The organism is Micromonospora sp. ANENR4, from assembly GCF_015354395.1.
GTDB classification, from domain to species: Bacteria; Actinomycetota; Actinomycetes; order Mycobacteriales; family Micromonosporaceae; genus Micromonospora; species Micromonospora aurantiaca.
The window spans coordinates 139,306-157,402 of record NZ_JADKYQ010000005.1 but is presented as its reverse complement, the minus strand read 5'-3'; the positions used below and the strand labels follow the sequence as shown (position 1 = coordinate 157,402).

Genomic DNA, 18,097 nt, shown 5'->3' with positions numbered 1-18,097 from the left:
TCCGTCTGCGGTACCCGGTGGCGCGGTCGCTACACCCCGTCGCGGCGCGTCGCGCCCACCTCGTCGCGCAGGCGCTCCACGATGGCCTCCACCGGCAGTTCGGTGCGCTCGCCGGTGGCCCGGTCGCGCAGTTCCACGTACCCGTCGGCCAGGCGGCGGCCGACCACGACGGCGCGCGGGATGCCGATCAGCTCGGCATCGGTGAACTTCACCCCGGCGGACACGTGCGTGCGGTCGTCGACAAGCACCCGCAGGCCGGCGGCGGCGAGGCGCCCGCCGAGGTCGAGCGCCGCGTCGAGCTGCGGCCCCTTCCCGGCGGCGATCAGGTGTACGTCGCACGGCGCGACCGCCGCGGGCCAGACCAGCCCTCTGTCGTCGTGGTGCTGCTCGGCCACTGCGGCGACCGCCCGGGAAACGCCGATTCCGTAGCAGCCCATCGTGGGCCGGACCGGCTTGCCCTGGGGGCCGAGCACGTCGACCGCGAACGCGTCGGTGTATCGGCGTCCGAGCTGGAAGATGTGCCCGACCTCGATGCCACGCCGGATGGTCAGCTCACCGTCGGCGCAGGCCGGGCAGGGGTCCCCGGGCCGCACCTCGGCCGCCTCGATCGTGCCGTCCGGTACGAAGTCGCGCCCGCACACCACGTCGGTGGCGTGCCGGCCCGGCTCGTTCGCGCCGGTCAGCCAGGCGGTGCCGGGCACCACGCTGGGATCGACCAGATAGCGGATGCCGTGCTTGGCGAGGATCTGCGGCCCGATGTAGCCGCGGACCAGCTCGGGGTGGGCGTCCCAGTCCTCGAAGACCGCCACCGTGGCCGGGGCGAGCACCGCCTCGACCCGCTTGAGGTCCACCTCGCGGTCGCCGGGCAGGCCGATCACCAGCGGCTCGCCCTGTTCGGCGCCGGGCCGGCGGACGGTGAGGACCACGTTCTTCAGCGTGTCGGCGGCGGTCCAGCCGGTGCGCCCGCCCAGCTTCCGGGCCTCGGCCAGCTCGACCAGGGCGGCGATGGTCGGCGTCTCCGGGGTGTCGTGCACCTCGGCGGGCGGATACGCGTCGGGGTCACCGGCGGCCGGGGGGCGGGTCACCACCGCCTCGGTGTTCGCCGCGTAGGCGCAGGCGGTGCAGCCGACGAACGTGTCCTCGCCGACCGGCGTGGCGGCCAGGAACTCCTCCGACGCGGACCCACCCATCGCGCCGGACATCGCGTGGACAGTGGTGAAGTCCAGGCCGAGCCGGGTGAAGACGCGTTCGTAGGCGGCCCGGTGCCGGTCGTACGCCGCCTGGAGCCCGGCCTCGTCCAGGTCGAACGAGTAGGCGTCCTTCATCAGGAACTCGCGCCCGCGCAGCAGACCGGCCCGGGGGCGGGCCTCGTCGCGGAACTTGGTCTGGATCTGGAACAGCGTCACCGGGAAGTCCCGGTACGAGGTGAACAGGTCCTTCACCAGCAGCGCGGCCAACTCCTCGTGGGTCGGCGCGAGCAGGTGGTCGGCGCCCTTGCGGTCGGCGAGCGTGAAGATGTCGTCCCCGTACTCGGTCCACCGCCCGCTGGTCCGGTACGGCTCGGCCGGGAGCAGCGCCGGGAAGTGCACCTCCTGGTCGCCGATCGCGGTCATCTCGTCCCGCACGATCGCGGTGATCCGGTCCAGCACGAGCTTGCCCAGCGGCAGCCAGGTGTAGCCGCCCGGCGCGGCCCGGCGGACGTAGCCGGCGCGCAGCAGCAGCCGGTGGCTCGGCACCTCCGCGTCGGCCGGGTCCTCGCGCAGGGTCCGGAGCAGCAGGGTCGACATGCGCAGCAGCATTGGCGCAGCCTATGGTGCGAGCGGAGGGCCGGGCGACCCCTTTCGGTGTCCGCGCGGACCGATCGTCGCCGGCTCGGCGGGGTGGCGGCATCCGACTGGTGTCGATGCCGCCACCCCGCCGAGATGGTGCGGACGGGCCGGTAAATGTCGCGGGTGCCGGGTAGGAATGCGGCATGGCTGAGCGACCGCTGATGAAGCTGACGACAACGGTGCTGGACGCGCCGTCCGCAGAGGACCTGGCCGCGTTCTACGAGCGGCTGCTCGGCTGGACCCGGCGCGAGAAGGAAGCCGATTGGGTCCTCCTCGCCCCGCCGGAGGGTGGCCACTGGCTGGCCTTCCAGGACGAGCCGGCCTACGTGCGGCCGGTATGGCCGGCCGGTCCCGGCGACCAGCAGATGTCTGTCCACCTGGACATCAAGGTCGGCGACCTGGAGGCAGCCGTGGCGTACGCGGTGTCCGTGGGCGCGACACTGCCCGACTTCCAGCCGCAGGACGACGTCCGGGTGCTCCTCGACCCGGACGGTCACCCGTTCTGCTTCTACCTCTCGTGACCGGCGGCGCCAGCGCGGCGGCTCGGGCGACCAGCCAGTACGCGACGACGACCGGCAACCTGATCGCCCGCATGGCGCTGCACTCGTACGGCACCAATCCGCAGAGCTGGTTCGCCTGGCTGGGCGAGCGGCTGCCGCTGTCCGGCGACGTGCTGGAGGTGGGCGCCGGCACCGGCGAGCTGTGGCACCGGGTCGGCCACCGACCCCGGCTGACTCTCACCGACTTCTCGCCCGCCATGTGCGCGCGACTGCGCGAGGTGCCCGGCGCGCGGGTGCTGCGCTGCGACGCCACGCACCTGCCGTTCGGTGCCGGCGTAGCCGACGCGGTGATCGCCAACAGCATGCTCTACCACCTGGACGACCCGGATGCCGCGCTGCGCGGGTTCGCCCGGGTGCTACGCCCCGGCGGCCGGCTCACCGTCGCGGTGAACGGCCGCGACCACATGGCCGAGCTGAACGCGCTCGGCCCGGTGATCGGGTGTCCCGACCTGGCCGTCCGGTTCCACGACAAGAACGACGTCACCGCCGAGGCGACACCCGCACGGGTCGCCGCCCACTTCGACGACGTGACGGTCGAGCGCTACCCGGACGAGCTGGTGGTGCCCGCCGCCGAGCCGATCCTTGCGTACGTCGCCAGCATGATCGGGCCGCTCACCGCCGCACAGGAGGCGGCGGCCCGCGCCGCGATCGAGGCCCGCATCGACGCCGAGGGCGCCTTTCGGGTACGCAAGCACACGGTGCTGATCAGCGCGACGCGCGGCTCCCGCTGACCCGGACGAAGGCCCGCCAGGCGTCGGGTGTGAAGGTGAGCACCGGCCCGGCCGGGTCCTGCTGTCCCGCACCCGACCACCCCGGCCAGATCGCTCCGGTCAGCTCCACGAGGTCACCATCACCGATACGATGCCCGCGACATGACTGCGCCCGGGGACTTCGACCTGACGATGGACGAGTTGCGCGAGGTGGCGCGGTACGCGGTCCGCCACGCGGAGGACGTCCTCCCGGTCTACGAGCGGGCGGTCCCCGATGACCCGCGTCCCCGCGCGGCTGTCGACGCGGCCTGGACGTTCGCGCGCGGTGCCGCCCGGACGAGACTCCAGCGGGTCACGTCCCTCGACGCGCACCGGGCCGCCCGGTCCGCGCCCACCGAGGCCGCCCGCCTGGCCGCCCGGGCCGCCGGTGACGCCGCGGCGGCCGCGTACCTGCACCCGATCGCGAAGGCCACCCAGGTCGGCCACATCCTGCGGGCCGCCGCCAACGCCGCGCGTGTCGCCGAACTGGAGGCCGGCGGCGACGAGACCGTGGGCACGGCGGCGCTGGACGGGTACCGGCGCCTCGCCACCCCCGTGCTCGTCGACGTGCTGCGCCGCTATCCGCAGCTGACCGGCGGTGGCAGCCGGGTCGCCCGGCTGATGAGCAAACTGGACCACGACCTGCGCCAGGGCGCCGCCGGGCCGGAGGCCGCGTCGTGATCCTGCCGAAGGTCCGCGATCCCCGGTTCACCACGATCCGCCGGGGCGGCACGCTCACCGACGAGCACCACCACCTGCTGGCGCTCTGGGCCGCCACCTGCGCGGAGCACGTCCTCGGCCTGTTCGAGGCGGTCCGGCCGGACGACAGCCGCCCACGCGAGGCGATCGAGCACGCCCGCGCCTGGGTGCGGGGCGAGGTCAGGATGATGGAGGCGCGTGCGGCGGGTGGGCACGCCATGGGCGCGGCCCGGGACCTGCGCGGCGCGGCCCGCGACGCCGCGTACGCCGCCGGTCAGGCCGCCGTCGTGGCCCACGTGGCCGCCCACGAACTCGGCGCCGCCGCGTACGCGATCAAGGCGGTACGCGCGGCGGCGCCCGCCGGTCTCGCCGAGGCGGCCGGGCGGGCCGAGTGCCGGTGGCAGCGCGACCAGCTCCCGGCCGAGATCCGCGAGCTGGTCCTGGACGACCAGCGGCTGCGCAACGACATCTGCTGGTCGGTCTTCGACTGCTGACGCCGCTGCGCCGGTCAGCGCAGCACGGTGATCGCCGCGTCCGCCGTGACCTGCTTCCACGGCACCAGCACCACAGTGCCGTCGCGTTCCAGCACCTTCGCGTCGCTGCCCTCGGTGCCGGCCGACAGCGGCGCCTCGGCCACCACGCTCACCTTTCCGGTGGCCGGGTCGATCCGGACCAGCCGCGGGGCGAGGTCACGCCGGTCGCCCACCTCCCACGCCAGCACGCCCTGCTCGTCGAGGCGCACGAGTTCCACCTCGCTGTCGGTGTGCCCGGACGACACCCAACGCCGCTTCCCGGTGGTCAGGTCGATCGCCACCACCTGGTTGGCCTGGCGCATCTTGTCGCCGACCGGAGCGGACTCGGTGGGCAGGTACAGCGTGTCCGCGTCGGCCAGGTACGGCCGGACCTCCGGCCCGCTCACCGTGTTGGAACGGTTGACCGGCAGGTCGCTGAACCCCGTACCGTCGACGGGGTTGCCGAACGTGGCCCGCGCCCTGCCGGTGGCGTCGCGCGCGACGAACGTCTCGGTGACCAGACCGGGCCGGCTGACCAGCGGGTCGACGCTGAGCACCCCGTCGCTCTGCTGCGCGGCGGGCAGGTCCTGCTTCCAGCGCGGCTTGCCGGTGGCCGGGTCCAGGCCGAGCAGCGCGCCTTGGTCGCCGTCGCAACGCGCGGTGACCACCGCCTGGTCCCCGGCGGCCTGCGCGTCGGTCAGGCGGCAGTCGCGGCCGGGCAGCAACCGGTCGGCGTCGGTCTGCCACAGCCGTTTGCCGTCGGCCAGCGCGTAGCCGAGCACGCTCTCGCCACTGCGGACGACCACCTGCCCGGCGGTCACGGACAGGTCGGGGGCGACGATCTCGGAGCGGCCCGTCCGGCGTTCGACGGGGAACGTCGCCCGCCACGTCTGCGTGCCCCCGGCAGCGTCGAACCCGACGAGCGTGTCGCACGAGTCGGCGGAACCGAGCGCCACCACGCCCCGCCCCTCGGCGAGCGTCTGCGCGGCCGCGCACAGCGAGGACGCCTGCGGCGCGGGCACGCCCCACGCCTGGCCGCCGTCGCCGAGCCGGTAGGCGATGACGCCGTCCGGCTGCGCCCGCACCACCGCGTCGCCGATCAGCCAGGCGCCGAACATGTCCTGCCCGTCGTACGTCTTCAGCCCGTTGCGCTGGAGTTCCGGGAAGTCGAGCACCCACGCGGTGCGCAGCTTCTTCCCGTCGTCACCGCCGCCGACCAGCCGGGACACGCCGTAGGCGGTGCCGGCCGCGACCGCGAGCACCGCCACCAGGCCACCGGCGACGAGCAACGCCACGCGTCCGCGCCGCTTCGGCGCCACCGGCGGCGCACCGGCCGCACCCGGCCGGCCCGCCGGTGGGTACGCGGGCGGCTGCTGGTGCTGATGCTGGTACGTCATCGGTCGTCTCCGTTCCCGTCAGCGCGCCTGCGCGCGGACGTAGTCGGCCCAGCCGGCCTGGAACTCGTCGAGCGACACGCCCAGCACGTCCCGGGCGGCGCGGTCGGTCGGGGTGCCCGCGTAGACGGCCTCGACGAAGCGGAACAGTTTCGGCTCACCGTGCTTCTCGGCGAGGTGGTTCATCGCGGCGTGCCCGAGCCAGTAGTGGAAGCTCAGCCGGCCGGGGTCGTCCCAGTCGCCGTTGCCGGGCAGCGTGCCGTTCCACCCGTCGCGGACCAGCTTCCGGGCCTGCGCGGTGCGTTCGCTGGCACCGAGCGGGCGGCCGTGGAAGGCGACGTACTCGGCGAAGCCCTCGACCACCCACTCGTCGAGCTTGCTGAACTCGTCCACAGCGGTCAGGTCGGTGCGGGGTGTCATCAGGGAGTGCGCGATCTCGTGACGCAACACCATGCGGGCGTCGTTGTCGCCACCGGAGCGGGTGAAGTAGCTGTCGGTGGTGTCCACCACGATGCGGGTGCCGCCGATCGTGGCCTTGCCGTCCTTCCGCTCGGCCGCGACCATGCCCAGCGAGATGCCCGCCTCGGTGGCCTTCTCGGTGCCGATTCGGTAGAGCGAGGTCATCTCGTCCTTGCCGTCGGCGAGCGTGACGACGAACTTGTCCGTCATCGGCTCGGGCGGCGCGTTGGCCCGCCACACGGCCAGGTTGCTCGTCACCGCCTTGTCGACGGCCGGGGCGTACCGCCTCGCCAGGTCGCCCCGGGCCGCGTCGGTGATGATCAGGGCGTACGGGGTCCGCTCGACGTGGATGTCCCGCCACTTGTCCCACGGCCCGGGGTAGTAGACGGTCTTCGAGTCGCCGTTGCCACCGGCCGGCGCTCCGGTCACAGCGACGACCCGGATCGGCGCGTCCTTGCCGGCGCGGACGATCGTCCACCGGTACCACTCGGAGACCGGGGCCCGGTCGAAGCCGTCCAACTGGTGCACGAACGAGACGTCGAGCTGGAACGTGACGCCCTGCCCGAAGGCGTCGCTCACGCGGCCCTGCTGCTCGACCGTCTCGTAGCGGGCCACCGACAGCGGCAACTTCATGAGGTTGCGGAAGAGCTGGGTCTGCCCGGCGATCAGATCCTTGCGGGCCGGATCGAACGCGGCCAGGTAGCCGTCCAGATCCTTGGCCGCGAGCGCCTTGCTGTGCCGGTCGAGCAGTCCGGCCAACTCGGCGTTCGTGACGGTGACGCCGTTCGCGCCGGCTGCCGCCTTCGGCGCGGGGGCGTCCTCGTCGTTGCCGCGCAGGCCCAGCCCGACGCCGACCGCCGTGCCGGCGCAGACCGCCAGCGCGAGTGCACCCGCCGCGAGCCCGATCCAGAGCCCACGGCGGGACTTCGGCGCCGGGGGCGGCGGCGCCCACGGCACCGGCTGCGCGGGCGGCGACACGCCGTACCGGGGGTCGGCGTGGCCGGGCGGTGGGTGCCCCTGCGTCATGTGGTTCCTCGCTCGTGCCGGGTGCGGGACCGACCGGACGGTTCGCCCGGCCGGATGACGGCAGACATCATCCCCGGTCCGGGCGACGGATTCTGCCCCGCCGGTCGTGTCCGGTGGATTTGTCCCCTCGGGTGGCTGTCGTGAACAGGACGTCGAGACATCCGCCACGTCCGGGGTTCAGGGCCAGCGGGACCGGCCCGCGCGGTGACAGACTGTGCGACGCACTTCTGCCGGGACGTCTGAGGGAGGCGCCGTGCGCTGGCGCAGCTACGTGGCGGTGGGCGACAGCTTCACCGAGGGCATGGACGACGCGTATCCGGACGGCAGCTACCGGGGCTGGGCCGATCTGGTCGCCACCCGCCTCGCCGCCGAGGCCGGGCCCGACTTCGGTTACGCCAACCTGGCCATCCGCGGCCGGCTGTTCCCCAACGTGGTGGCCGAGCAGGTGCCGTCCGCGCTGGCCATGAAGCCCGACCTGATCAGCTTCGCGGCCGGTGGCAACGACGTGCTGCGCCGCAGCTTCGACCCGGACGCGTTCGTCCCCCGCTTCGACGCGGTCGTGCAGCGGCTGCGGTCCGGCGGCAGCGACGTGATCCTGTTCCGGTTCGCCGACGTGATGTCCCGGCTGCCCGGCCAGCGGCTGATGGCCCCGCGCGTGACGCTGCTCAACCGGGTCGTCGGCGAGGTGGCCGAGCGGCACGGCGCGATCCTGGTCGACCTGTACGCCGACGACACCTACCTCAACCCGCTGCTCTGGAGCACCGACCGGATCCACCTGTCGGCGGAGGGGCACCGCCGGGTCGCCGCGCAGGTGCTCACCGCGCTCGGCGTCGGCTGCGACGAGGAGTGGCTGCTGGTGCCGCCGCACCCGGCGCCCAGCCCGTGGCTCGCCGCGCGCGCCGCCGACCTGCGCTGGGCCGGCAAGCACCTGGCGCCGTGGATCAGGCGCCGGCTGACCGGGCGGTCCTCCGGCGACTTCATCACTGCGAAACGGCCGGTGCTCGGGCCGGTCGAGCGCGACTGAGCGTGCGTACCGTCCACGCCGCCGACCTGCTGCGGCTGACACCCGGCGACCCACCCCGCGCCGGGCTCGCCGTCGTGATCGCCGGTGACCGGGTCGAGGCGATCGTGCCCACGGCCGAGCTGTCCGGCGCGTACCCCCGGGTGCGGGTGCGGCGGTGGGCCGGCACGCTCGGGCCGGCGCTGGTGCACGACGGACCGCTACCAGCGGCGCCCACGCCCCGCGAGCGGGTGCACGCGCTGTTCCGGCTCGGTGTGGCCGCCGTGCTCGACGAACATGTCACCGATCCGGCGTTGCGGGCTGCCGCGGCCCGCAACGAGGTGTCGGTGCTGCCCGCTGCCCGGCCGCCCGCGCTCGTGACCGGCGGGCGCGCCGACCTCGCCGTGTTCGACGCGGACGGGTCCTGCCTGGCGACTGTGGTCGCCGGCCGCCTGGTGCACCGCCGCGCCTGACCGGCACCGCGCTCCGCGGATCCGGCGTACCTTGGGGATCATGCCTGTGCCGAGCGATCCGCATCCCCGCCTCCAGTCGTACGCCGACCCGCAGCGCCTGGTCACCACCGAGTGGCTGGCCGAGCACCTGGGCGACGAAGGGCTCGTGGTGGTCGAGTCCGACGAGGACGTGCTCCTCTACGACACCGGCCACATCCCCGGCGCCGTCAAGGTCGACTGGCACACCGAACTCAACGACCAGGTCACCCGCGACTACCTGGACGCCGCGAGCTTCGCCGAGCTGTGCGCCGCAAAGGGCATCGGGCGGGACGACACGGTCGTCTTCTACGGCGACAACTTCAACTGGTGGGCCGCGTACGCCCTCTGGGTCTTCTCCCTCTTCGGTCACCAGGACGTACGGCTGCTCGACGGCGGCCGGCAGAAGTGGATCGCCGAGGGGCGCGAGCTGACCCGGGACAAGGTGAGCCGGCCCCGCGCCTCGTACCCGGTGCCGGAGCGCAACGACGCGCCGATCCGGGCGTACCGGGAGCAGGTCATGGCGCACGTGGCGGCCGGCCGTCCGCTGGTGGACGTGCGGTCGCCCGGCGAGTACACCGGCGAGATGCTGCACATGCCGGACTACCCGCAGGAGGGCGCGCTGCGCGGCGGGCACATCCCGGGCGCGGTGAGCAAGCCGTGGAAGTCCGCCGCGAACGACGACGGCACGTTCAAGTCCGCCGACGAACTGCGCGCCATCTACGCCGACCAGCTCGGGCTGAGCCCGTCCGACGACGTGGTGGCGTACTGCCGGATCGGTGAGCGGTCCAGCCACACCTGGTTCGTGCTCCACCACCTGCTCGGGTTCCCGCAGGTGCGCAACTACGACGGCTCGTGGACCGAGTGGGGCAACCTGGTCCGGGCGCCCGTCGTGAAGGGCGACCAGCCCGGCGGCCTGACCCGCTGAACGTCCCGGCCGGTCCCGCCGTCACCGCGGCGGGGCCGGCCGCGTTCCAGGCCGGTCAGCGGGCGGCTATCGACAGCCGGCCGGGGACGTTGCTCGCCACCCAGTCGACGGCGCCGGTCTCCGGACGCCACCGGGCCAGCCCGGCGTCGTAGCGGAACAGCAGGTCACCGTCGGTGGTCCAGGCGTACACCTCGCAGCACCCCTTGGCCCGGCCCTCGCGTCCCAGGTCGAGCAGGCGGGTCACCGCCCCGGTGCGGGCGTCCAGGACCGCCACGCCCTCGGCGCCGCTCATCGTGCCGGCGGCACCTGCGGTGGTGGTCCACCCGGCCTGGCCGATCCGGTCGCCGCGCTGCCAGCCCCGCCCGTAGACCTCGTTCAGCTGGTAACCGGAGGGAAGCTCCCCGGTGGTCACCGGCCGTCGCTCCGGCGCGCCACCGGAGGCGGGGAACCGGCGTACGGCCAGACCGCCGTCCCCGGACCAGCCGCCCACTGTGAACAGATCACCGGGCCGGGCCGGCTCGGGCACGACGAGCGTCCACGGGTCGACCGGGAGCTTCCGCGTCTCCCCGGTGCGCCGGTCCAGCTCGTACGTGGTGTCGTTGTCCCCGACCAGCAGCCGGTCCCCGGCCCAGACCACGTGTTCCAGGTGGCCGGTGAGCGGATAGCGGCGGACCGCGCCGTCGGTCAGGCCGACCACGACGACCTCACCGGTCTGCGCGAACGCGGCGGTCCGGCCGTCCGGCGACAGGCTGCCCGGCTTGAGCGGAGTGGCCTCGTTGCCCTCGGCGTCGCGGGTGGGCGCGAGCGTCACCACGTCGAGTTCGCGGACCATACCGTCGTCACCCAGCACCCGGACCGGGCCGGCGTCGCCGGTCTCCGGGTCGACCGGCTGGTACAGCGCCAGCGCCCGGCTCACCGGCCGGTCGGAGAGGCGGTAGGCGACCCGGTCGCCGAGCCGGCCCAGCGGGTCGCCCGCCTGTCCGAGCCGGTCCGGGGGCCGCTGCACCACCGGGGCGCTCGGCGCCGACGTCACAGTCGGGCGGGGCGGTGCCGCAGGGGGCGGGCCGGAGCGGTGCAGCAGTGCCGTCGTACCGCCGCCGAGCAGGAGCACGGCGACGGCTGCTGCACCGGCGGCCCGGCGGGCGCGGCGGACCCGCCCGGCCCGGTCCCATCCGGCCTCGGCCGGCCGGGTCGGGCGGATCTCCTCGGCGGCCCGGGTCAGCAGCCGGGTCAGCTCGGGTTCGTTCACGGGTTCGCCTCCATCCCGGTCACCAGGCCGTCTCCGGACGTGCCGGGGGCGGGTACGACATCGCGCAGCTTGCGCAGCGCGTCGTGGCACTGGCTCTTGACGGTGCCGACGGTGACGCCGAGCGCCTCGGCGGTGGCGACCTCGGTCAGGTCCTCGAAGTAGCGCAGGACCACCACGGCCCGCTGGCGTGGTGGCAGCCGGTCCAGCGCCGCGCGCACGGTGAGCCGCAGCGCGGCGTCGGCGTCACTGCCCGGCCGGTCCGGTGGGTACGCACTGAGCCACTCGCGTCGCCGCCGTCGCCACCAGGAGACGGCGTCGCGGTAGAGGATGGCGCGCACGTACGCGGCCGGGTCGCCGTCGCGCACCGACGGCCAGCGCAGCGCCAGCTTGAGCAGCGCGTCCTGGAGCAGGTCCTCGGCCTGGTGGCGGTTCCCGCAGATCAGGTACGCGGCGCGCAGCAGCCGGTGCTGGTGCGACTCGACGAAGGCGAGGTAGTCCGCCCGCCCGTCGTCCGCGTTCCGCCCCATCCGGCTCCTCCTCCGTCACCGGCCAGACGCGCGGGACGGGGGCAAAGGTTGGGTCAGGTAGCGCTGAATCGTCGGGCCGACCCAGTCGGCCAGTTCCTCGGGGTCGAGGTCTGCCACCGGTGGCAGCCGGACGACGTACCGGGTGAGCGCGAGACCGAGGATCTGGCTGGCCACCAGACCGGCCCGGCGGTCGGCGGTCGCCGGGTCGGCACCGGACCGGGCCACCGCGGTGGCGAGCTGGCCGGCGAAGATCCCGCGCATCCGTTCGGCCGCGCCGGGGTTGGTGGCGGCGGCCCGGAGCAGGGCGACGAGTGTCCCGTCCGCCTCCCAGCGGCGGACGAAGTGCCGGGTCAGTGTCTCGCCGAGCCGGTCCGGCGGCACCTCGGCCAGGTCGGGCAGGCGCAGGTCGAACTCGGCCGCCGCCGCGAACAGCCCCTCCTTGCTGCCGTAGTAGCGCATCACCATCGACGGGTCGATGCGGGCGTCGGCGGCGATGGCCCGGATGGTGGCCCGGTCGTAGCCGTCGGCGGCGAAGCGTTCCCGGGCGGCGCGCAGGATGGCCGCCCGGGTGGCGTCCGAGCGGCGGGTGCGGGTGGCGGGTTCGGTCACGTCCACGACTGTAGGCCAACACGTGTTGACATCGGCTCTACAGTGAAGTCAACACGCGTTGGCAAACAGTTGTTGACCGAACCCGGAGGTGGAAGCGATGCTGCCCGAACGCACCGACGTCCTCGTGGTGGGAGCCGGGCCGACCGGCCTGGCCGTGGCGGTCACGCTCGCCCGGCACGGGGTGACCGCGACAGTCGTCGACCGGCTCGCCGAGCCGCCCGTCACCTCACGCGCCGCGGTCGTGCACGCCGGCACCCTGGAGGTGCTGGACCGGATCGGGGTCGCCGCGCCGCTGGCCGCGCGAGGGCTGCACTCGGCCCGGTTCAGCGTCCGCGACCGGGACCGGGTGCTGGTCACCGTCCCCTTCGACAGGTTGCCGTCGCGTTATCCGTACGCGCTGCTGATCTCCCAGGCCGACACCGAGGCGGTGCTCACCGACCGGCTCACCGCGCTCGGCGGGCGCGTGCTGCGGCCGTACGAGATGACCGGCCTGGACCTCGACGGCGACGGCGCCGTCGCGCGCTTCGACGGCGGCCGCGCGGTCCGGGCGCGCTGGGTCGTCGGCGCGGACGGGATGCACAGCCGGGTCCGCGAACTCGCCGGCATCGGTTTCGGCGGCCCGGCCGACCCCGGTGAGTCGTTCCTGCTCGCCGACGTCCGCGTGGACAGCGCGCTCCCGCGCGACCAGGTGAGCCTCTTCCTCTCCCGCCGGGGCCCGCTGGTCTGGGCGCCACTGCCCGACGGCACGGTCCGGCTGGTCGCCACAGTGGACGACGCACCGCGCGACCCGCAGGCGCACCACTTCCAGGCGCTGCTCGACGAGCGCGGCCCGGCGCGCCGGCCGGACCGGGTCACCGGCATGGCCTGGTCGTCGCGGTTCCGGATCCACCACCGGATCGCGAGCACCTACCGGTCCGGGCCGGTGCTGCTCGCCGGGGACGCCGCGCACGTGCACAGCCCGGCCGGTGGGCAGGGGATGAACCTCGGCCTGCGGGACGCGGTCGCGCTCGGCGACGCGCTCGCCGCGGGCGGGCAGGCTCTCGACGGGTACGCCGCCGACCGCCGCCCCCGCGCCGAGGAGGTGCTCGGCTTCGCCGCCGGCCTGACCCGCCTGGCCGCCGCCCCACCTTTCGCGCGCCCCCTGCGCAACGTGCTGCTCCGCCTCGTCTCCACCCTCCCCCCGGCCCGGCACCGCATCGCCACCCGCCTCGCGGGCTTCGAACCACCACCCCGCTGATCTTGCAGTTGCGGCCCTCGGCGGGTCCACTTTGTGCGCGTTCGCCCGGGCGGAAGGTGCAAGATCGGCGGGGAGGTGGGCGGAAGGGGGAGGGATGGAACGGGACGGACACTGTCGGCGCTGACCGGTACGGTGAGCGCCGAAAATCCGAACCGGGAGCGCGATTGGACCGCACCTTCCAGGTGGACCTCCGTGGCGTGGTCGACCTGCTCAGTCATCACCTCTACGGCAGTCCGCGGGTGTACGTGCGCGAGCTGCTCCAGAACGCCGTCGACGCGATCACCGCGCGGCGGTCCGCCGACCCGAAGGCCCCGGCGCGGGTCCGCATCGAACCGCCGGAGCTGACCGGCGACGGGACGCTCCGCGTGCACGACACCGGCATCGGCCTGACCGAGGCGCAGGTGCACGAGCTGCTCGCCACCATCGGCCGCAGCTCCAAGCGCGACGAGCTGGGCTTCTCCCGGCACGAGTTCCTCGGCCAGTTCGGCATCGGCCTGCTCTCCTGCTTCCTGGTCGCGGACGAGATCCGGGTGGTCACCCGGCACGCCGACGAGCCCACAGTGCTCTGGACGGGCTGGTCCGACGGGCGGTACGCGGTCCGGCTCGCCGAGCCGGACCAGGCCCGCGACGAGCCCGGCACCACAGTCACGCTGGTGCCCCGGCGCGACGCCGACCAGTGGCTCGGCGTACCCACAGTCACCGAACTGGCTCGCCTGTACGGCAGCCTGCTGCCGGTCGACGTCCGGGTCGGTGACACGCCGACCACGTCCGGCCCGCCGCCGTGGCCGACCACGCCCGGGGCGCCCGTCGACCGGGCCGCCCTCCAGCGGTACGCGCAGGAACTGCTCGGATTCGCCCCGTTCGACGTGGTGCCGCTGTCCGTGCCCGAGGCCGGCCTGACCGGCGTCGCGTTCATCCTGCCCGCCGCGGTGAACCCGGCGGCCCGGGCCGGGCACCGGGTCTACCTCAAGCGGATGCTGCTCAGCGAGCACGCCGACGGGCTGCTGCCCGAGTGGGCCTTCTTCGCCCACTGCGTGGTCGACGCCAGTGAGCTGCGCCCCACCGCCAGCCGCGAGGCGCTCTACGAGGACGGGCTTCTCACCTCCGTCCGGGACGCGCTCGGCGACCAGATCCGCGGCTGGCTGGTCCGGCTCGCCAAGCACGACCCGCGCCGGCTCGGCGAGTTCCTCCAGGTGCACCACCTCGGCGTCAAGGCGCTCGCGATGCACGACGACGAGATGCTGCGCCTGGTCGACCAGTGGTGGCCGATGGACACCAACGTCGGCACGATGACGCTCGCCGAGTTCCGGCAGCGGCACGGCGTGCTCCGGTACGCCGCCAGCCTGGACGAGTTCCGCCAGCTCGCCGCCGTCGCCGCCGCGCAGGAACTGGCAGTCGTCAACGGCGGCTACACGTACGACACCGAGCTGATCGAGCGACTGCCCGCAGTGGACCGCTCGGTGCTGATCGAGCGGCTGGAGCCGAGCGACCTGACCACCCGGTTCGAGATCCTCGACCCGGCGACCGAGCTGGCCCTGCGGCCGTTCCTCACCGCCGCGCAGCGGGCCCTGGAACGGCTCGGCTGCGAGGTCGTGATCCGCGCGTACGATCCGGTCTCGCTGCCGGCGCTCTACCTGGTGTCCCGCTCGGCCGCGTTCCACGACCAGCTCGCCGCCAGCCGGGACAAGGCCGACGAGCTGTGGGGCGGCGTGCTCGACGCGCTCGCCGCCTCCGCCCCGCCGGACCGCCCGCAACTCGTGCTCAACCACCGCAACCCGCTGGTCCGCCGGGTCACCACGCTCGCCGACCCGGAGCTGGTCGGGCTGGCCGTCGAGGCGCTCTACGGGCAGGCCCTGCTGCTCGGGCACCACCCGATCCGGGCGGCCGACGCCGCACTGCTGAACAGTTCCTTCCTCGGCCTGCTCGGCCGGGCCGTACCGGGAGAGACCCGTGACTGACGACGACCTCTGGCGGATGCACCACGAGATCGAATCCATGCCGTACGGCCCGGGGCAGATCGCCGCGCTGGAACAACTGCTGCGCCGCGCCGACGCGGGCGACGACAGGCACCTCGCCTTCGCCGCCCGGGTCACCGGCACCACCGCGTACGTCTACGGCGGCGAACCGGCGAAGTCCTTCGTCACGTTCTCCTGGTGCCTGGCCGAGTACGACAAGGATCCGCAGCCCTACCACCAGCGCTACACACACCAGTTGCTCTGGTTCTTCAAGTACATGGTCAACGCGATGGTGAAGTTCCCGGAGCTGCCGCTGGACCGGACGTACGCGGTCCTCGACGACATGGAACGGCGCTACCGCGACTCCGGGCACTCGCTCCAGGCCGTCTACAAGCACCGCTACCTGGTGGCCGCGCACCTGGGCGACGAGGAGGCGGCCGAGCAGTGGTACCGCAAGTGGATGACCACCCCGCGCGACACGCTCTCCGACTGCGCCGGCTGCGACCCGACCACGCAGGTCGCGCACCTGGTGCGGCACGGCCGGCACGAGGAGGCGGTGGCACTCGCCGAGCCGGTGCTCGCCGGGCGCCTCACCTGTAGCGAGCAGCCGCAGGGGATCCTCACCGCGCTGCTCACGCCCTACCGTGAGACCGGCCGTACCGACGCGGCGCGGGACGCGCACCGGGAGGCGTACCGGCGGGTGCGCGGGCACCTCGCCGACCTGTGGGACATCGCCGACCACGTCGAGTTCTGCACCGTGACCGGCAACGAGGCGCGGGCGCTGGAACTGGTCGAGCGGCACCTGGACTGGCTGGACCGGGCACCCACCCCTGCTGCCGCGATGCACTTCGCGGCCGCCGCCTCGGCGGCGCTGCGCCAGGTGCCGGCCGAGCTGACCGTGCACCGCCGCGCCTCCGGCGAGCGGCCGGCCGCCGACGTACCGGTGGGCGCGCTCGCCGACGAGCTGGCCGGTACGGCGACCGCGCTGGCCGAGCGCTTCGACGCGCGCAACGGCACCACGCACCAGTCCGGGTTGATCGCCCGCAAGCTGGCGGCCGGGCCGGTCGGTGAGCACCTGCCGCTGTCGGCGAGCCTGCGCCGCCCGGCGGTGCCCGCGCCGCGTACCGGCTCGGACGCGCCGGTGGCCTCTCCGCAGCCGGTGACGGTGCCCGCCGACGCCGGTGCCGACGAGCTGCTCGCGCTGGCCGAGGAGTGCTGGCGCACCAACCGCCGGGACGGCCTGGTCGCCGCGTTGCGCGCGTACGACGAGCGGTTCGGTGACGCCGACGTGCCCGCGACCACCCGGGCCTGGCGGCTGGAGCTGCGGGCCGGTGAGCTGTCCCAGGACGACGACGGCGTACCGGCGGCGATCGCTGTCAACCGGGAGGCGCTGGCCGCCTGGCGGGAGGTGCCGGATCCGCTGCGCGCCCAGGTGGTGGCCGGGCGGCTCGGTGTGCTGCTCAGCATGGTCGAGGAGAGCGCGGACGAGGGGATGACCCTGGCCCGCGAGTCGGCCGGATACCTGACCGAGCACGGTGAGCCGCGTGACCGGGCCGCCGGTTGGGACCGGCTCGCCCTGGCCCACGTGCACCGCGAGGAGTGGGCGGAGGCGCTCGACGCGCTCGACCGGGCCGAGGCGGAGGCGGACGCCGATCCGTGGCTGGCCGGACGGGTCGCGCTGCACCGCACGCACGTGCTGGAGCAGTTGGAGCGGGCCGAGGAGTTCCGGGACGCGGCGGTGCGGTCCCGCCGGCTGGCGAGTGAGCTGGGCGACGCCGAGATGCTCACCGGCGCCTGCCTGGCGTACGCCCGCTCCACCGACGACCCGGCCGAGGCGGTGGCCGCCTGCGACGAGGCGCTGTCCGTCGCACCGGCCGGCGCGTACCTGCCGCTGCGGGTGACCCGGGGCCGGGCGCTGATGGCCGCCGACCGGGCCGGCGAGGCGGTGGAGGATCTGGCCGAGGCGGTCACCCTCTGCGTCGAACAGGGGCTGGACGGCGACGCGCTGCTGCGCTGGGAGCTGGCCGAGGCGTACCGGGTGGCCGGGCGGCTGGCCGAGGCCGCCGAGGTGGCCGAGGAGGCGGTGCTCGGGCTCGACCGGGCGGGCGCGCAGGCCGAGGCGGACCGCTGCCGGCACATGCTGGCGGGCATCTACGCCGGTCTCGGCGAGACGGATCTGGCCCTCACGGTGCTCGACACGCTGGCCGAGAACCTGGACGGGCCGGACAATCTCCCGCACCGGGCGCAGGTGCTGGAGGAGTCCGGTGGCCTGCTCTACGACGCCGACCGGGACGCCCTCGCCGCGCAGCGGTTCGCGGCGGCGGCGACCGCCTGGCGGCTGGCCGGTTTCCAGGTGGACGAGCTGCGGGCCCGGCGGCGGGAACTGCTCGCCCTGCACTGGTCCGGCGACCTGCCGGCCGCGGTCGCCGCGATCGAGCGGGTGGACGAGGCGGCGGCCGTGCTCCCGGCCGAAGCAGACGAGGCGCCGGTGGTGACGTACGAGCGGGCGATGGCCGCCGACGCGGTGGCCCGGGTGCTGATCGGCGAGGACCGGCTGACCGCCGCGCTGGACCGGGTCGACGGCGTCCCGGAGCGCCTGCGGTCGATCGAGGCGTTCGGCGAGGCGGCGCAGGTCGAGGTGCTGACCGGCGAGCTGCTGCTGCGCGACGGGCGGCCGGAGCAGGCCGAAGGGCTGCTGCGCCCGGTCCTCGCCGGGCTGCCCACCGGTTCCCGCCCGGCCACGCAGGCCGCCTGGCTGCTGGCCCGCGCGCTCGACGAGCAGGGCCGGGAGGCCGAGGCGGCGAAGGTGCGCGCCGACCACGGCATCGAGGAGAACTGACACGACGGGCTGGGGCAACCGTTGGGTAACCGCGGCT

The 18,097-nt window shown here is 74.4% G+C and carries 17 protein-coding genes; 10 read left to right on the top strand and 7 right to left on the bottom strand.

Features of this window, described 5'->3' with window-relative positions:
- Positions 1–29: 29 nt before the first annotated feature.
- Entirely contained in the window at positions 30–1,799 is a 1,770-nt protein-coding gene (locus tag IRY44_RS10615; protein ID WP_194800262.1) for a proline--tRNA ligase, read from the bottom strand.
- Between the two features lie 173 nt (positions 1,800–1,972).
- Here IRY44_RS10615 and IRY44_RS10610 point away from each other — a divergent pair, with 173 nt between their 5' ends.
- Together IRY44_RS10610 and IRY44_RS10605 are read left to right on the top strand one after the other, a co-directional pair.
- The gene (locus tag IRY44_RS10610; protein ID WP_194800261.1) at positions 1,973–2,350 is read left to right on the top strand and encodes a VOC family protein; all 378 of its coding nucleotides are present in this window, start codon (positions 1,973–1,975) and stop codon (positions 2,348–2,350) included.
- Complete coding sequence (locus IRY44_RS10605) at positions 2,347–3,120, top strand: class I SAM-dependent methyltransferase (RefSeq protein WP_194800260.1); 774 nt, start codon at positions 2,347–2,349, stop codon at positions 3,118–3,120. The genes IRY44_RS10610 and IRY44_RS10605 overlap by 4 nt, the downstream gene beginning before the upstream one ends.
- Here the strand turns inward: IRY44_RS10605 and IRY44_RS10600 are convergent.
- On the bottom strand, positions 3,095–3,229 hold the full coding sequence (locus tag IRY44_RS10600; RefSeq protein WP_194800259.1) for a DUF397 domain-containing protein: 135 nt from the start codon (positions 3,227–3,229) through the stop codon (positions 3,095–3,097). The genes IRY44_RS10605 and IRY44_RS10600 overlap by 26 nt on opposite strands.
- Positions 3,230–3,261: 32 nt before the next feature.
- On the opposite strand from IRY44_RS10600, the gene IRY44_RS10595 reads away from it, so the two are divergent.
- Positions 3,262–3,819, top strand: coding sequence for a putative immunity protein (locus IRY44_RS10595; RefSeq protein ID WP_194800258.1), 558 nt, complete (start codon positions 3,262–3,264; stop codon positions 3,817–3,819).
- On the top strand, positions 3,816–4,331 hold the full coding sequence (locus IRY44_RS10590; protein WP_194800257.1) for a putative immunity protein: 516 nt from the start codon (positions 3,816–3,818) through the stop codon (positions 4,329–4,331). The genes IRY44_RS10595 and IRY44_RS10590 overlap by 4 nt, the downstream gene beginning before the upstream one ends.
- Before the next feature lie 14 nt (positions 4,332–4,345).
- Here IRY44_RS10590 and IRY44_RS10585 read toward each other — a convergent pair whose 3' ends face one another.
- Both IRY44_RS10585 and IRY44_RS10580 read right to left on the bottom strand, forming a co-directional pair.
- Positions 4,346–5,746: a PQQ-like beta-propeller repeat protein gene (locus IRY44_RS10585; RefSeq protein ID WP_194800256.1), complete on the bottom strand. Its 1,401-nt coding sequence runs from the start codon at positions 5,744–5,746 to the stop codon at positions 4,346–4,348.
- An 18-nt stretch (positions 5,747–5,764) separates the two neighbouring features.
- The gene (locus IRY44_RS10580) at positions 5,765–7,228 is read right to left on the bottom strand and encodes a hypothetical protein (protein ID WP_194800255.1); all 1,464 of its coding nucleotides are present in this window, start codon (positions 7,226–7,228) and stop codon (positions 5,765–5,767) included.
- Between the two features lie 253 nt (positions 7,229–7,481).
- Here IRY44_RS10580 and IRY44_RS10575 point away from each other — a divergent pair, with 253 nt between their 5' ends.
- The 3 genes from IRY44_RS10575 to IRY44_RS10565 are packed head-to-tail and all read left to right on the top strand — an operon-like array spanning position 7,482 to position 9,644.
- Entirely contained in the window at positions 7,482–8,252 is a 771-nt protein-coding gene (locus tag IRY44_RS10575) for an SGNH/GDSL hydrolase family protein (protein WP_194800254.1), read from the top strand.
- Positions 8,253–8,254: 2 nt separating this feature from the next.
- Positions 8,255–8,701 carry a hypothetical protein gene (locus IRY44_RS10570; RefSeq protein WP_194800253.1) on the top strand — a complete coding sequence of 149 codons (447 nt, stop codon included), beginning with the start codon at positions 8,255–8,257 and terminating at the stop codon, positions 8,699–8,701.
- Between the two features lie 40 nt (positions 8,702–8,741).
- Entirely contained in the window at positions 8,742–9,644 is a 903-nt protein-coding gene (locus IRY44_RS10565) for a sulfurtransferase (RefSeq protein ID WP_194800252.1), read from the top strand.
- Positions 9,645–9,699: 55 nt separating this feature from the next.
- On the opposite strand, the gene IRY44_RS10560 is transcribed toward IRY44_RS10565, so the two are convergent.
- Genes IRY44_RS10560 through IRY44_RS10550 form a run of 3 tightly spaced genes read right to left on the bottom strand, consistent with a single transcriptional unit; the run spans position 9,700 to position 12,035 of the window.
- Entirely contained in the window at positions 9,700–10,893 is a 1,194-nt protein-coding gene (locus IRY44_RS10560; RefSeq protein WP_194800251.1) for a hypothetical protein, read from the bottom strand.
- Positions 10,890–11,420, bottom strand: coding sequence for a SigE family RNA polymerase sigma factor (locus IRY44_RS10555; RefSeq protein ID WP_194800250.1), 531 nt, complete (start codon positions 11,418–11,420; stop codon positions 10,890–10,892). The genes IRY44_RS10560 and IRY44_RS10555 overlap by 4 nt, the downstream gene beginning before the upstream one ends.
- 15 nt (positions 11,421–11,435) lie before the next feature.
- Complete coding sequence (locus tag IRY44_RS10550) at positions 11,436–12,035, bottom strand: TetR family transcriptional regulator (RefSeq protein WP_194800249.1); 600 nt, start codon at positions 12,033–12,035, stop codon at positions 11,436–11,438.
- 91 nt (positions 12,036–12,126) lie between these two features.
- Here IRY44_RS10550 and IRY44_RS10545 point away from each other — a divergent pair, with 91 nt between their 5' ends.
- The 3 genes from IRY44_RS10545 (at position 12,127) to IRY44_RS10535 (ending at position 18,060) form a co-directional block, all read left to right on the top strand.
- Entirely contained in the window at positions 12,127–13,266 is a 1,140-nt protein-coding gene (locus IRY44_RS10545) for an NAD(P)/FAD-dependent oxidoreductase (protein ID WP_194800248.1), read from the top strand.
- 164 nt (positions 13,267–13,430) lie between these two features.
- Entirely contained in the window at positions 13,431–15,224 is a 1,794-nt protein-coding gene (locus IRY44_RS10540) for an HSP90 family protein (RefSeq protein WP_194800247.1), read from the top strand.
- Positions 15,217–18,060 carry a hypothetical protein gene (locus IRY44_RS10535; RefSeq protein ID WP_194800246.1) on the top strand — a complete coding sequence of 948 codons (2,844 nt, stop codon included), beginning with the start codon at positions 15,217–15,219 and terminating at the stop codon, positions 18,058–18,060. Before IRY44_RS10540 ends, IRY44_RS10535 begins: the two co-directional genes overlap by 8 nt.
- Positions 18,061–18,097: the final 37 nt, after the last annotated feature.